The sequence below is a fragment of the Elstera litoralis genome, assembly GCF_000963705.1.
Taxonomy (GTDB): domain Bacteria; phylum Pseudomonadota; class Alphaproteobacteria; order Elsterales; family Elsteraceae; genus Elstera; species Elstera litoralis.
The window spans coordinates 1-12,901 of record NZ_LAJY01000129.1; the positions used below are offsets into that span (position 1 = coordinate 1).

The 12,901-nt window shown below is 64.3% G+C and carries 14 protein-coding genes and 1 pseudogene; 10 read left to right on the top strand and 5 right to left on the bottom strand.

Going from position 1 to position 12,901, the window contains the following annotated elements; translation table 11 throughout:
• From VZ95_RS06375 to VZ95_RS29180, 3 genes and pseudogenes are all read left to right on the top strand, one after another.
• A partial coding sequence (locus VZ95_RS06375; RefSeq protein WP_045775114.1) for a transglutaminase family protein occupies positions 1 to 1,704 on the top strand: 1,704 nt, incomplete at its 5' end.
• Complete coding sequence (locus VZ95_RS06380; protein WP_198148133.1) at positions 1,701 to 4,205, top strand: circularly permuted type 2 ATP-grasp protein; 2,505 nt, start codon at positions 1,701 to 1,703, stop codon at positions 4,203 to 4,205. The genes VZ95_RS06375 and VZ95_RS06380, both read left to right, overlap by 4 nt.
• Positions 4,202 to 4,381, top strand: a pseudogene (locus VZ95_RS29180) (transglutaminase N-terminal domain-containing protein); the annotation flags it as partial. The gene VZ95_RS06380 and the pseudogene VZ95_RS29180, both read left to right, overlap by 4 nt.
• On the opposite strand, the gene VZ95_RS25240 reads toward VZ95_RS29180, so the two are convergent.
• Positions 4,369 to 4,551, bottom strand: coding sequence for a hypothetical protein (locus VZ95_RS25240; protein WP_198148134.1), 183 nt, complete (start codon positions 4,549 to 4,551; stop codon positions 4,369 to 4,371). The pseudogene VZ95_RS29180 and the gene VZ95_RS25240 sit on opposite strands and share 13 nt — an antisense overlap.
• Before the next feature lie 179 nt (positions 4,552 to 4,730).
• Here VZ95_RS25240 and VZ95_RS25245 point away from each other — a divergent pair, with 179 nt between their 5' ends.
• Positions 4,731 to 5,099 (top strand): transglutaminase-like domain-containing protein, encoded by a 369-nt coding sequence (locus VZ95_RS25245; protein WP_198148135.1) that lies wholly within the window; start codon positions 4,731 to 4,733, stop codon positions 5,097 to 5,099.
• On the opposite strand, the gene VZ95_RS06390 is transcribed toward VZ95_RS25245, so the two are convergent.
• Genes VZ95_RS06390 through VZ95_RS06405 form a run of 4 tightly spaced genes read right to left on the bottom strand, consistent with a single transcriptional unit; the run spans position 5,096 to position 8,954 of the window.
• The gene (locus tag VZ95_RS06390) at positions 5,096 to 5,896 is read right to left on the bottom strand and encodes a class I SAM-dependent methyltransferase (RefSeq protein WP_045775116.1); all 801 of its coding nucleotides are present in this window, start codon (positions 5,894 to 5,896) and stop codon (positions 5,096 to 5,098) included. The two genes, VZ95_RS25245 and VZ95_RS06390, sit on opposite strands and share 4 nt — an antisense overlap.
• A 15-nt stretch (positions 5,897 to 5,911) precedes the next feature.
• The gene (locus tag VZ95_RS06395; RefSeq protein WP_045775117.1) at positions 5,912 to 6,694 is read right to left on the bottom strand and encodes an ABC transporter ATP-binding protein; all 783 of its coding nucleotides are present in this window, start codon (positions 6,692 to 6,694) and stop codon (positions 5,912 to 5,914) included.
• On the bottom strand, positions 6,691 to 7,764 hold the full coding sequence (locus VZ95_RS06400; protein ID WP_045775118.1) for a FecCD family ABC transporter permease: 1,074 nt from the start codon (positions 7,762 to 7,764) through the stop codon (positions 6,691 to 6,693). Before VZ95_RS06400 ends, VZ95_RS06395 begins: the two co-directional genes overlap by 4 nt.
• Positions 7,761 to 8,954: an ABC transporter substrate-binding protein gene (locus VZ95_RS06405; RefSeq protein ID WP_084627613.1), complete on the bottom strand. Its 1,194-nt coding sequence runs from the start codon at positions 8,952 to 8,954 to the stop codon at positions 7,761 to 7,763. Before VZ95_RS06405 ends, VZ95_RS06400 begins: the two co-directional genes overlap by 4 nt.
• Positions 8,955 to 9,268: 314 nt before the next feature.
• Here VZ95_RS06405 and VZ95_RS06410 point away from each other — a divergent pair, with 314 nt between their 5' ends.
• From VZ95_RS06410 to VZ95_RS06425, 6 genes are all read left to right on the top strand, one after another.
• Positions 9,269 to 10,795, top strand: coding sequence for an ABC transporter substrate-binding protein (locus VZ95_RS06410; protein ID WP_045775119.1), 1,527 nt, complete (start codon positions 9,269 to 9,271; stop codon positions 10,793 to 10,795).
• Positions 10,783 to 11,382, top strand: a complete 600-nt coding sequence (locus tag VZ95_RS26730) for an ABC transporter permease family protein (protein ID WP_232302516.1) — start codon at positions 10,783 to 10,785, stop codon at positions 11,380 to 11,382. Before VZ95_RS06410 ends, VZ95_RS26730 begins: the two co-directional genes overlap by 13 nt.
• Before the next feature lie 15 nt (positions 11,383 to 11,397).
• Complete coding sequence (locus tag VZ95_RS26735; protein ID WP_269747073.1) at positions 11,398 to 11,730, top strand: ABC transporter permease subunit; 333 nt, start codon at positions 11,398 to 11,400, stop codon at positions 11,728 to 11,730.
• The gene (locus VZ95_RS26740) at positions 11,727 to 12,002 is read left to right on the top strand and encodes a hypothetical protein (RefSeq protein ID WP_232302517.1); all 276 of its coding nucleotides are present in this window, start codon (positions 11,727 to 11,729) and stop codon (positions 12,000 to 12,002) included. The genes VZ95_RS26735 and VZ95_RS26740 overlap by 4 nt, the downstream gene beginning before the upstream one ends.
• Positions 11,987 to 12,550 (top strand): ABC transporter permease, encoded by a 564-nt coding sequence (locus VZ95_RS06420; protein ID WP_232302519.1) that lies wholly within the window; start codon positions 11,987 to 11,989, stop codon positions 12,548 to 12,550. The genes VZ95_RS26740 and VZ95_RS06420 overlap by 16 nt, the downstream gene beginning before the upstream one ends.
• The coding region (locus VZ95_RS06425; RefSeq protein WP_045775120.1) for an ATP-binding cassette domain-containing protein at positions 12,547 to 12,901 on the top strand (355 nt) is incomplete at its 3' end. The genes VZ95_RS06420 and VZ95_RS06425, both read left to right, overlap by 4 nt.

The following is a 12,901-nucleotide window of genomic DNA, read 5'->3' on the forward strand; positions in this document are numbered from 1 at the left end:
TTTCCCTATATCCACCCGCAAGACCCAAGCGAGCCGCGCGACTCGCTGCCCGATTTCCGCGCCCAGCGCTCGGAGTTTGAGGCGCGTGCCCAGCGCTCGGAAGCGACCGGGACGGGCACCCATGATTCCGTTGGGCAAACGCCGGGGCAGGGGCGGGTGGAGCAGCGGATTATCGATGGGGTGGTGCGCACCGCGATCACGGCGGAGCCGGTTGGGCATTTCCTCTCGGTCTTCATTCCGCCCGTGCGGGCGCTCGAAGACTACCTCGATCTGATTGCTGAAGTGGAAGCGGTGGCCGAAGCGTTACGCATTCCCGTGCGCATCGAAGGGTATCCGCCGCCGCCCGATCCGCGCCTGCGGGTGCTGAAAGTCACGCCCGACCCCGGCGTGATCGAAGTGAATGTTCAACCCGCCGCAAGCTGGGCCGAATCGGTCGAGATCACCGAGAATCTCTATAAAATGGCGCGCGAATGCCATTTGACCGCCGATAAATTCATGGTCGACGGGCGCTCCATCGGCACCGGCGGCGGCAATCATCTGGTCTTGGGCGGCCCGTCCTTGAATGATTCGCCCTTCATTCGCCGCCCGGATTTGCTGAAGAGCTTCGTGCTCTATTGGCAGCGGCACCCGTCGCTCAGCTACCTCTTCTCCGGCCTGTTCATCGGGCCGACCAGCCAAGCGCCGCGCATTGATGAAGCCCGGCACGAAGCCCTCTATGAATTGGAAATCGCCCTCGCCCAAGTCCCCGCGCCGGGGCAGGGGATGATGCCGCCCGCGTGGCTGGTGGATCGGCTGTTCCGCAATCTGCTGGTCGATGTGACCGGCAATACCCACCGCACGGAAATCTGCATCGATAAGCTTTTCTCGCCCGATGGCCCCACGGGCCGCCTGGGGCTGGTCGAGTTTCGCGGTTTCGAAATGCCGCCCGATGCCCAGATGAGCCTTGCCCAGCAACTGCTGCTGCGGGCGCTGACGGCCTGGTTCTGGCGCGAGGCGCAGCAGGGCGGTTTCGTGCGCTGGGGCACCCGGCTGCACGATCAATTCTTCCTGCCGCATTTTGTTTGGCAGGATTTCTTGGAGGTTCTCGCCGACCTGCGCCGCACTGGGTACGATTTCGACCCCGCCTGGTTCGAAGCGCAGCGGCAGTTCCGTTTCCCCACTCACGGCAGCGTGGACGCGGGCGGCGTGACGCTGGAAATAACCCACGCGCTCGAACCCTGGCATGTCTTGGGCGAAACCGGGGCCATCGGCGGAACCGTGCGCTATGTGGATAGTTCCACCGAACGCTTGCAGGTGAAGGCCAATGGTCTCGTTCCCGGCCGTCACGTCATCGCCTGCAACGGTCGCCGCGTGCCAATGACGGCAACGGGCGTGCGCGGCGAGGCGGTCGGCGGGGTGCGCTACAAGGCCTGGGCACCGGCGGCCTGCCTGCATCCGGTGCTGCCGGTGAATGCACCGCTGACCTTCGATGTGCTCGATCTTTGGAACAATCGCTCGCTGGGGGGCTGCATTTATCATGTGGCGCATCCGGGGGGGCGTGCCTATGATGATATTCCCATTAATTCGTACGAAGCCGAATCCCGCCGGAAGGCGCGGTTTCAGGATTATGGACATACGCCGGGATCGGTTTCGGTGCCGCCTGAAGAAATCACCGGAGAGTTCCCGATGACCCTCGATTTGCGTGTTCCCCGGTTTAGGTCGTGACCGGCCAGCGTGACCCCCGCCGTAATGCCCAGAGCCAGATGATGCTCGATTCCTGGCTCAAAGCCTATGCGCGCAAAGCCTCGCCGGGCGATATGTATGCGAGCGCCACCACGGGCATGGCGGGCCATTGGCTCGCCATGCTCGGGCGCCTGTCCGATATCGGGCGCGGCGATTTTGCCGCCCTGACCGATAAGGTCGCGCGGCAAGTCACCGACCTCGGCGTCGCCTTCCGCCTGACCGGCGAGCAGGACGAACGCGCGTGGCCGCTGAGCCCAATCCCGATGCTGATCGGTGCGGACGAGTGGAGCGGTATCGAGCGCGGCCTAGCCCAGCGCGCCGATTTGCTGGAACAGGTGGTCGCCGATCTCTACGGACCGCAGGCACTCGTGACCGAGGGCAAGCTGCCCGCGACCGTGGTGACGGGCAGCCCGCATTTTTGGCGCAATATGGTCGGCGTTACGCCGCCCAGCGGCCATTATCTGCATTTCTATGCCGCCGATCTGGGGCGCGGGCCGAACGGCGATTGGCGCGTGCTGTCGGACCGGGTGCGCACCCCCATCGGCGTCGGCTATGCGCTGGAAAACCGCTTGGCCCTGTCGCGCGCCACCGGCGATCTGCTGGGCTGGATGAACACGCGCCGCCTCGCGCCGTTCTTTTCCGACCTGCGCCGGGGCCTCTCGGCCAATTGTAACCGCAGCGAGCCGCGCATTGGGTTGCTAACGCCGGGGCGCTATAATCAGAGCTACGCCGAACAGGCGCATTTGGCGCGCTACCTGGGCTTTCTGCTGGTCGAGGGCGATGATCTGGTCGTCTCCGAAGGCCAATTGTTCGTGCGCACGATTGAAGGGCTGAAGCGGATTGATGCGCTGTGGCGCTGGATGGATACGCGTTTTCTCGATCCGCTCGCCTTCGACGGGCGTTCGACCATTGGCGTTGCCGACCTTTATGAAGCCTGCACGCGCGGGCAGTTGGTGCTGAGCAATTGGCCGGGGGCGGGGGTGATCGAATCCCGCGCCTTTGCCGCTTTCCTCCCGGCGCTGGCGCAAGCGCTGCTGGGCGATGATCTGATTCTGCCGAACATCGCGACTTGGTGGTGCGGTCAGCCGTCCGAGCGCCAAATCGTCGAAGATGATCTGGAGACGATGGTAATCGGCTCGGCGTTTGAACAGGAACTGCCGTTCCTGGGTGGGGCGCGCTCCTGCCCCGGTTCGTCGCTGACGCCCGATCAGCGCACCGAGCTTTTGGCGGCGATGGCGCTGCGGCCGATGGATTTCGTTGGGCAAGAAGTGGTGAAACTCTCCACCACGCCAGCGCTGTCGGGCGGCGACCTCACCCCGCACCCTTTCGCCTTACGCGTTTTCGTCGCCCGCGATGCTCAAGGCGCGTGGAAAGTGATGCCGGGGGCGTTTGCGCGCCTTGCCGCCCACGGCGATATTCGCGCGGCCCTAATGGGCGACGGCGATATGTCGGCGGATGTCTGCATTATCGACACGGCGCCCGTCCTGCCCGAAACCCTGCTGGGCTCGCTGGTCAATCCGCCGATCCGACGCCTGGCGGGCATGCTGCCGAGCAAGGCCGCCGATAATCTTTTCTGGCTCGGGCGCTATCTGGAGCGGGCGGAAACCACGGCGCGCGTGGTGCGCTCGATCCTCGGGGGTTCTATCGAAGTCGATAGCGGCCCGGCGCTGACCTCGCAAACCATCCTGCGCCTCATTGATTTGCTGATTGCCTGGGGGGCCGTGCCGCGCGAACAGCGCGACTGGCCGCTGTCCACCCTCTGCGCCACGGCGCTCGGTGACCGCGAGCAAGGGGGCAGCGTGCGGTCGTTAATGGATAGTGCGGGCAGCATTGGGAAAGGGTTGCGCGAGCGGTTGGCGGTGGATTTCTGGCGTCTCATCCGCCGCCCGTTCCCCGTGGTGGAAACCCCGCTCACGGAAACCTTGCTGGAGGCAGCGTCGGTAGTGATCGACCGGATTTCGGCGCTCACTGGCCTTGCTTCGGAAAACATGGGCCGCACCGACGGCTGGCGCTTTCACGATATGGGGCGGCGGCTGGAGCGGGCGATCAATACCTGCCGCGTTACCCGCCATTTCGCCTATGATGAAGCGTCCAGCGACGATCTGACGATCCTGCTGGAACTCTGCGACTGCCAGATCACCTACCGCACGCGCTATATGGCGGGGCCGTCGCTGCTGCCGGTGCGCGATATGGTGGTGCTGGAGGCGCAAAATCCGCGCTCGCTGACCTATCAGATCACCCGGATCGATGAGCATATGCGCGCGCTGCCGTCGCTTCGCGTTGATGGTATGCCGGAAGCCCAGGTGCAGCAGGCGGGAACGCTGGTGGCCACCCTCGCGCCGATGACGGGCGATACGCTGCCGATCCGGGCGATTGCGACCATGGAAACCCGGCTGCTGGCCCTGTCGGACGCGATCGGTCAGCGCTATTTCCTGCAAAGCCGGAAAGCCGATAAACCCCTGGGGACGAATCTTCTGGCATGATCTATCAGATTCGCCATACGACGCGCGTGCGCTACGACGCCTTCGTGCGGCTCGCCCGGTTTAATCTCCGGTTGCGCCCGGCGGACTGGCCGAACCAGACCATTGAAGACTATCAACTTATCGTCAAACCCACGCCCGCCTCGATCCACGAGCGCGTTGGGGCCTACCCCGTCAATATCGCGCGGCTGGTGATCGAAAGCCCGCTGCGGGAACTTGAGGTGGAAAGCCGGTTTCGCGCCATCGTCAGCGCCGAAGTTGCTGCGCCGCTGCCCGACGATCCCACGGTCGCCGAGGTAGCGGAGGCGGCGTTGGAGGTCGAGACCATCGCCCCAACCGCGCCCGCCAATTATCTCTTCGCCTCGCCGCGCGCGCCGATGGTGGCCGAGATTGGCCGCTGGGGACAGGCCGAGCTTGCGCGCGGGCGCGGCGTTGTGGAAGCGGGGCAGGCGCTCTGCCAGTTCCTGAAAGAGGAATTCACTTACGATCCGGCGGCCACCGAAGCCAGCACCCCGGCGGAGGAAGCTTTTGCCGCCCGCCACGGCGTTTTGCCAGGATTTCGCGCACGTCATGGCGATTGCCCTGCGCATGGCCGGGCTTCCGGCGGCCTATGTCAGTGGTTATTTGCGTACCGATCCGCCCCCTGGCCGCCCGCGTTTGATCGGGGCCGATGCAACCCACGCTTGGGTGATGCTCTGGTGCGGCCCCCAGCGCGGCTGGATCGGCTTCGATCCCACCAATGGCGTTATCACCGGCTCCGGCCATATCTTCACCGCAATGGGGCGCGATATTTCGGATGTGGCCCCGATGGATGGCATCTTCGTTGGCCAAGCCGATCAGGACGTTCAGGTCGAGGTGGACGTGATGCCGATTGAGGAGTTGGCCGAACCGGCTTAAGTCCGCAGCGTGGAGGGCTTGCGCACCGAAACCGCAAAGCGCTGGGCAGAGTTGAGGCGCAGCCAATCGGCCAAGGGTTCTTGCCGCATCCCCCAGAGATAAAGCCGTTGAACCGCGTGCTGGCGGGGCGTCTCAAAACCGTAGGCGCTTAGATCATGAATCAAAGTGGCCGCATCAAGCCCATCCCGATAATGGACCCCCGCCAAGAGGCGATTATGTTCCGTTAGATCGACGCCATCGCCGTGGGCGCCATCTTTGCGGCTCAGGCGCTGGGCAAGGGCTTTCATCGCCCGGCCGAGCCGCCCGACGCGCACCCAATTGCCGTCGACAATAAGCAGCCGTCCGCCCGGTTTCAGCACGCGGAACCAAGTGGCGAAGGCCGCCGCCGGATCGGTCAAGGTCCACACCAGATGACGGGTAACAATCGCGTCGTAGCTGGCATCCGGCTCCAGCATCAGGGTTTCCACATCGCTGAGATGGCCGGTAAAGGCCCGCCCCTGATGTTTGGCTTTGGCGCGCATCAGCATCGGTTCGGCAAAATCGACCCCTGTCACCTCTGCCCCCATCGCGAGCAGCATGCGGCTGATTTCGCCGGTGCCGCAGGCAAGATCGAGCACGCGCTTGCCCGCGAGATCGCCGAGGCCCTCCCGGAACAGCGCTTGCCAAGCCTGCGCTTCGATTCCATCCCGGATTCGGTGCCCACTCGACAGATCGAAGGTTTCGGCGCGCTTAGACCAATAGGCGCGAATATCTTCCTTAAGGCTGTGGTTCTGGCCGGTCGGGAGAAGGGTCGACATGGGATTCGTCTCGTCTTAAGCGGTGGGAAGATAGGCTTCGAGCGCAAGCGAGCCGCGACTGGTGCGGCCACTGGCAAGACCGACGCCATAGACCTGGGCACAAGCGTCGCTCACCAGCAGCGCGTCGGGCGGACCATCGGCAATCAAGCGCCCTGCGCCGAGCAGCAGCACCCGATCGGCGTGGCGGGCAGCGAGATTGAGATCGTGGACGGCGGCAATAACAATCGCCCCATCTTCAGCGGCGACACGCTTGAGAATGGCGAAAGCCTCCAACTGATTGCGAATATCGAGGGCGCTGGTCGGCTCGTCGAGCAACAGAACCGGCGCGGGCCGGGTCAGCGCTTGGGCGAGGGCGACCAACTGCTGCTGCCCGCCGGAGAGTTCGGCAACGCAGCGGTCGGATAAATGCTCCAGCGCGCAGCGGGCGAGCGCTTTGCCCACGGCGGCCAAATCCTCGCGCGTCGGTCGCCCGCCGACCCCACACATGCGCGCCACCAGCAGAATTTCGAATACGGTCAGCCGGGCCGAGGTGGCGTAGGCTTGCGGCACGAACCGCACCAGCCGGGCGCGGGCTTCGGATTTCATCGCGGTCAACCGCGTGTCGCCGAGGCGGATGCTGCCGCGCTGCACGGGCACTAACCCGGCGATGGCTTTCAGCAGCGTCGATTTCCCGGCAGCATTCGGGCCGATCAGGGCGATGCTCGCCCCCGGTGCGCAGGGGGCGATGCTGACATCGTCCAAAATTCGGCGCGGCCCATAGGCGACGGAAATTGTTTCGACCGTAAGGCTCGGGTTCATGGGCGGCTCCGGCGCGACAGGATGAGCGAGACGAAGAAGGGCACGCCCACCAAGGCGGTAATAATCCCAATCGGATAAATCACACCGGGAACGAGGCTTTTCGACACAATGGAGGTTACCGACATCAACAAGCCGCCCGCCAAAAACGCCGCCGGTGCAAAAAACCGCTGATCCTCGCCCACCAGCATGCGGGCGATATGCGGGCCGACCAGCCCGATGAACCCGATCACGCCGACGAAGGACACGGCCACAGCGGAGAGCAGGGCCACCAACACCAGCATGCGCAGCCGCAAGCGGCCCACATCGACGCCAAGGCTCGCCGCCCGGTCGTCGCCAACGCGCAAAGCCGTCAGCCGCCAGCGGTCGCGCCACATCAGCGGCATTACGATCAGGCTGACGGCGGCGGCAACGGCGATCTTGTCCCAATTGGCGCGGCCGAGCGAACCCAGCATCCAAAAGACGATATGGGTCAATTGGGTTTCGGAGGCCCGATATTGCAACAGCCCCAGCAGGGCATTGAAGGTGAACATCAGCGCAATGCCGAACAGAATCATCGTTTCCGGCGTCACCCCGCGCAGCCGGGTCAGGGCGAAAACGGCAAGGGCCGCGCCGAGAGCGAAGACAAAGGCGTTTGCGGTGAGAATGAAGGGTCCCGCCACGGGCAACACACTGAAGCCGAAGACAATGGCGAGCGACGCGCCAACGCTTGCCGCCGACGATAGCCCCAAGGTGAAGGGATCGGCCAAGGGATTACCCAGAATCGTTTGCATCTGTGCCCCGGCAAGCCCGAGCATACTACCGATAAGCAGCGCCATCAGTGCGACCGGCAGGCGAATATCCCAGATGATGATGCGACTGCGCGGATCGACCGTCTCCGGCTGAAAGAGCGCCGTGAAGATCGTCGCCATATCCAGCTTGCCCGGCCCGGTGGCAATATCGAGGGCCAGCGACAGGCCGCAGGCCAGCAGCAGGAGCAGCAGGATTCCCTGCCGCCCCCGGCTGCGTGCCCGATGGGACGCAACGCTTGCCGCGTCCCACGCCTGTGCCGTTTCGGTCGGCGTGCTGGTCACTGAAGCTGTGCCCAGAACTGGCCGGTCAGCGGAATCGGCGAGAAACGCTGATGATATTCGGCCCAGGTTGCCTGCGGATCGAGATCCTTGAACTCCTCGGGGTAGAGCCATTTTGCAAAGACTTGCAGGGCCACCACATGGGACGGGCTAGTGTAGAACTGATGATAGACGCCATAGAACCGCTTCGTCTGAACCGCTTTTAGCGTCGGCCAGCCTTTGCGGTTGGCGAGGCCCTTCAGGGCTTCCTGCACGGCCACCGGATTGGTTTCATAACCGAAGGGGACCGCGCGCGAGCCGGGGGTCGATTCCGCCCAATCCGCCCCAGTGCCGATGATGACCGGCAGATTATCGGCGAAAATCACTTCCTGATTCACTTCACCGCCGAGCCCGGCGAATTTCGCGGTGCCCCAGTTGAGACCGCCCGCCGCTTGCAGCACTGCGCCGAGATTGGCATTGCCGAACGTCATGCAGCATTGATCGGCCTGATAGCCGGCGGCCCGTTCAAAGAAGACCGGCACCCGGTCCTTATCCTTCTTCTGGGCAACGCGGACCATGACTTTCCGGCTTTCGCGCAGGTAGAAATTCACAAACTCCTGCGCCTGCTTTTCCCGGCCATAAATCTGCCCGGCCAATAAAATGCTGGGAACGGTATTCACCAGCGGCTCTTCGCGCAAATCGATGAAAACCACCGGCACACCGGCTTTTTCGAACTTGTCGATCAGCCCGGTTTCCCGCGCTTTATAAATGCCCGACAGCGGCATCAGCACGACATCCGGCGCCAGCGACAGCGCCTTTTCCACCGAGAAATCACCGCTGAAGGCCGAGCCGAAACGCGGTAGTTTTTCCGCCTCCGGGAATTTGGCTTTGAAGGCGCGGTAGCTGCCAGGATCGTAAAGGATCATATCCTCCGACCACCCGGCGATGCGCTGAAACGGCTTTTCGGTATCGAGAATCCCGAGGCCATACATCAGCCGCCCTTCGCCCAGGATAATCCGCTGCGCGCCCGCCTTTACTTTCACTGTGCGCCCGGCCAGATCGGTTACCTCGATCATGGGCGTTTGTGCCGCCGCCGGGCCGATTCCGGCACCGCCGCATAGGGCCACCAGCGCCAGCGCCGCCGCGCTTTTCCGAATCCAGCCCGATACGCCGCCGTGGCGCAGGCCCTCTGTTATCGCTCGAATAGCCATCATTCTCTTCCCGGTTTCTCGCGCTGCCGGACATAGCCGCCGCCCGCGCGATCACGTTCACAGCCTCGGCACACCACCCCAGGGGCGGTGCCCGCGTTCATCTCGATTTATCGATGGCTTGGGCCGGACCGTGCCGTGAAACCCTGGCTAGACAGGGCCTTTTTCGAGACCCGTCTTGGAAATATCCGGGGTCGCGCAGAAATGCAAACGATTATTAATCGCATGATTTCGGCAAAATTACCTTGATAAACGTTATGTTATAACATTAATAACTTCCCGAACAGAACCGACCGTCGCCCCTACCGAAGGACAGGCCCATGAAACCTTTACTCCCGGCCCTTGCCGTTTGCGTGCTGCTGGCCCCGCTGTCGGCGGCCCAGGCGCAAACTTCGGCGAAGATATTGAAGATCGTCGCGCCGTGGGAAATCGGCGGGCTCGATCCGGCGCGCAGCGGTTATATCTTTAGCCGCATGGGGGTCGTGGAAACGCTGGTTTCCGCCGATGCCGAAGGCCGCCCGGTTCCGGCCCTCGCCGAGCGTTGGGAGGTTGCGGCGGACGGGCTGACGTGGCGCTTCGCCTTACGTCCGGGCGTGGTCTTCCATGACGGAACGCCCGTTACGGCGGAAGCCTTGGTTGCATCACTCGAAAAAGCCCGCAAAGCGCCGGCGCTTTTGGCCTCCGTGCCGATTGCCCGAATTGCGGCCGAACCCGGCGCGGTGGTGATCCAGACCGAACGGCCTTTCCGGTCGCTGCTGGCGTTCCTTGCGCATTATTCCTCGATGATCCTTGCCCCGGCGGCCTATGGGGCGGACGGCGGGGTGACGGCGATGATCGGCAGCGGCCCGTATCGCGTGGTGGCGATCAATGCGCCGCTCACGCTGGAGACGGCGCGGTTCGAGCGTTGGTGGGGGCCGAAGCCCGCTATCGAGAGCGTATCCTACCAGTCGGCGGGGCGGGGGGAAACGCGCGCCGCGCTGGCGGAAAGCGGGCAGGCGGATATCGTCTATGTCCTCGCTCCGGAAACCGTGGATCGGCTGAAGCGCCTGCCCAAGCTTAACGTTTCGGTGCAACCGATTCCGCGCGTGCGCACCTTGAAGCTGAATGCCGGGTCGCCCTATTTCAGTGATCCGCGCGTGCGGCAGGCCGTGAGCCTTGCCATTGACCGGGAGGGGATTGCGGCGGCGATTTTGCGCAGCCCGGCATCGACCGCGACGCAACTTTTCCCGCCGTCGCTGGGCGATTGGTATCAGAAAGACTTGCCGCCGCTGGGGTTCGATCCCGCTAAAGCCGCCGTCTTGCTCGATGCCGCCGGGTGGAGGGTTGGCGCGGACGGAACCCGCGTTAAAGACGGCCTGCCCTTCAAAGTCGCCTTACGGACCTTCTCCGATCGGCCTGAATTGCCGCCCGTGGCGACGGCGCTTCAAGCGCAACTGAAGGCCGTCGGCCTCGATGTGGCCGTATCGATCACCAATAGCGGCGAAATTCCCGCCGGGCACCGCGACGGCACGCTTCAGATGGGGCTGGCGGCGCGGAACTTTAGCCTTGTCCCCGATCCGCTCGGCACCTTGCTTCAGGATTTCGGGCCGGAGGGCGGCGATTGGGGGGCAATGGGCTGGAAGAACGACCGGCTGATTGCGGCCCTCGGTCAATTATCCGCCGAGGCCGATGCGGCCGCCCGCGCCCAACTGCGGCGGGAGATTGCCGGTATTCTGCACACCGAACTGCCGGTGATTCCGGTCGCTTGGTATGATTACGCCGTCGCTGCCAATAAGCGCGTGAAAGGTGTCGTCATCGATCCGCTTGAACTCTCGTACAATATCGAGCGGATGGCATGGGCCGAATAATTCGGGTTTTGGGTGCGCGACTGCTGCAAGCCGCATTGGTCGCGGGCGTCGTCGGCACCCTTTGCTTCGCCCTGGCGGAAGCGTTGCCCGGCGACCAGGCCTATCGCATCGCCGCCGGGCGCTACGGCATCGATCTCGTCTCCACTGAGGCGGCCAACACCGTGCGCGCCGAATTGGGGCTGGACCGGCCTTGGTGGCAGCGGCTCGGCGGTTGGTACGGCGATATCGCTACCGGCAATTTCGGCGTGTCGCTCGTCTCGACTGAGCCAGTGGTTGATGAGTTGCGGCATCAATTGGGGTCGACCGTGCGATTATCGATCCTGGCGCTCGGCCTATCGGTGCTCATCGGTCTGCCGCTGGGGGCGGTGATGGCCGTGCGGGCCGGGCGCGATGCCGATATTGCCGGGCTGATCTGGGCGACCGCGCTGCGGGCGGTGCCGAGTTTTTGCCCTTGGCGTACTGCTGATGCTGGTCTTCGCCATCTGGCTGCCGCTGCTCCCCGCCGCCGGGGACGAGGAGCCGGGAAGTTGGGTCTTGCCCGCGCTCACGCTGGCGCTGGGGGATGGCCGCCGTCTCCAGCCGAGTAACGCGGGGATGCCCTGCTGCGCACGCTCCAGTCGCCCGCAGTTGCCTTCGCCCTGACGCGCGGGCTCAGCCTGCGGCAAGCGCTGTGGCATCACGGCGTCCGCAATGCCCTTGTGCCCATCGTCACCTATCTTGGCTTGCAACTCGTGATTTTGATTGAAGGGGTCGTGGTGGTGGAATCGCTGTTCGCCTGGCCCGGTATCGGTCATGCCCTGGTCCATGCCGTCGTCGCCCGCGATATTCCGATGTTGCAAGGCACGGCGCTGGCAATGGGGCTTTTGTTCGTTGGGCTGAATACGGCGGTCGATGGGCTCTGCTTGCTGCTTGATCCGCGCGCGAGGGCGGCATGAGCACGGCAATTACCCCCCGATTAGTCGATGACGCGAGCCCCATGCCCCGCGCCCGCTGGATCGGCGGCGGGCTGCTGGGGGCAATCCTTCTGTTCGGCCTCTTAGGGCCGCTGCTGACGATCGATCCCCAAGCGCAGAACCTACGGGCGGTTCTGTTGCCGCCCGGCAGTGCGGAAGCTTGGCTCGGCACCGATCATCTCGGGCGCAGCTGCTGGCCCGGCTCGCCCATGCAACCCGGCTTTCCCTCGTCTTGGGCGTGCTCGCGGTGGTGACGGCGGCGGTTCCGGGAGTGCTGTTGGGATTGATTGCCGCCTGGGCGGGAGGCTGGACCGAGCGGCTGCTGTCGGCGATCAGCGACGCGTTTCTAGCCCTGCCCGGTTTGCTGCTGGTGTTGATCGTTACGGCTTTCGCGCCGGGGGTTTTCGGGCCGCTCTATCTCGGCCTCGCACTGGCGCTCTGGGTGGAATATTTCCGCACGACCCGCGCCGCCGCCCGGCAGCGGTTGATGCTCCCGGATGTAGAGGCGGCACGCCTGCTGGGGTTCGGCCCCGCTTACATCCTGCGCTACCATATTTGGCCCGAGCTTATCGCGCCGCTGACAACATTGTTTGGCTTTGGGGTGGCGACCGTCGTGCTGGCCGTTTCCGCCCTTAGTTTTGTCGGCATCGGTCTTCGCCCGCCCGTGGCGGAATGGGGAAGTATGATGACGGAACTGCTGCCCTATTATGATGAAGCCCCCGTGCAATTGCTGCTGCCCGCCGGTCTGCTGTTTTTGACCGTTCTCGCGCTGCTGCTGCTGACCGGAAGGAAAGCGCCATGAAACCGGTCCTGGAAGTCCTCGACCTCGCCATCGCCTCGGCGGCGGGACCGATTGTGGGCGATATTGGCTTTACCCTGGCACGTGGCGAAATTCTGGTGGTGATAGGGGAAACCGGCTCGGGCAAGTCGCTGGTCGCCCAAGCGGTGATGGGCACGCTGCCGCCCGATCTGTCCATGACCGGGAACATTGTCATCGAGGGGGAGCACCACCCCGATCGTCGCCCGCTGTGGGGGCGGAAAATCGCGCTCCTACCGCAAGAGCCGTGGGAGGCGCTGGACCCGACGATGCGGGCGGAACGACAAGTGGCGCTTGGCGCCGTGACGGTCGGCGGGCGGGCGTGGGTCGATGCCC

Bases quoted from the DNA above. Each gene is read 5' to 3' on its own strand.
- VZ95_RS06395 (WP_045775117.1), bottom strand. From the start codon at position 6,694: ATGAACCCGAGCCTTACGGTCGAAACAATTTCCGTCGCCTATGGGCCG.
- VZ95_RS06405 (WP_084627613.1), bottom strand. From the start codon at position 8,954: ATGATGGCTATTCGAGCGATAACAGAGGGCCTGCGCCACGGCGGCGTA.
- VZ95_RS26730 (WP_232302516.1), top strand. From the start codon at position 10,783: ATGGGCCGAATAATTCGGGTTTTGGGTGCGCGACTGCTGCAAGCCGCA.
- VZ95_RS06390 (WP_045775116.1), bottom strand. From the start codon at position 5,896: ATGTCGACCCTTCTCCCGACCGGCCAGAACCACAGCCTTAAGGAAGAT.
- VZ95_RS26740 (WP_232302517.1), top strand. From the start codon at position 11,727: ATGAGCACGGCAATTACCCCCCGATTAGTCGATGACGCGAGCCCCATG.
- VZ95_RS06410 (WP_045775119.1), top strand. From the start codon at position 9,269: ATGAAACCTTTACTCCCGGCCCTTGCCGTTTGCGTGCTGCTGGCCCCG.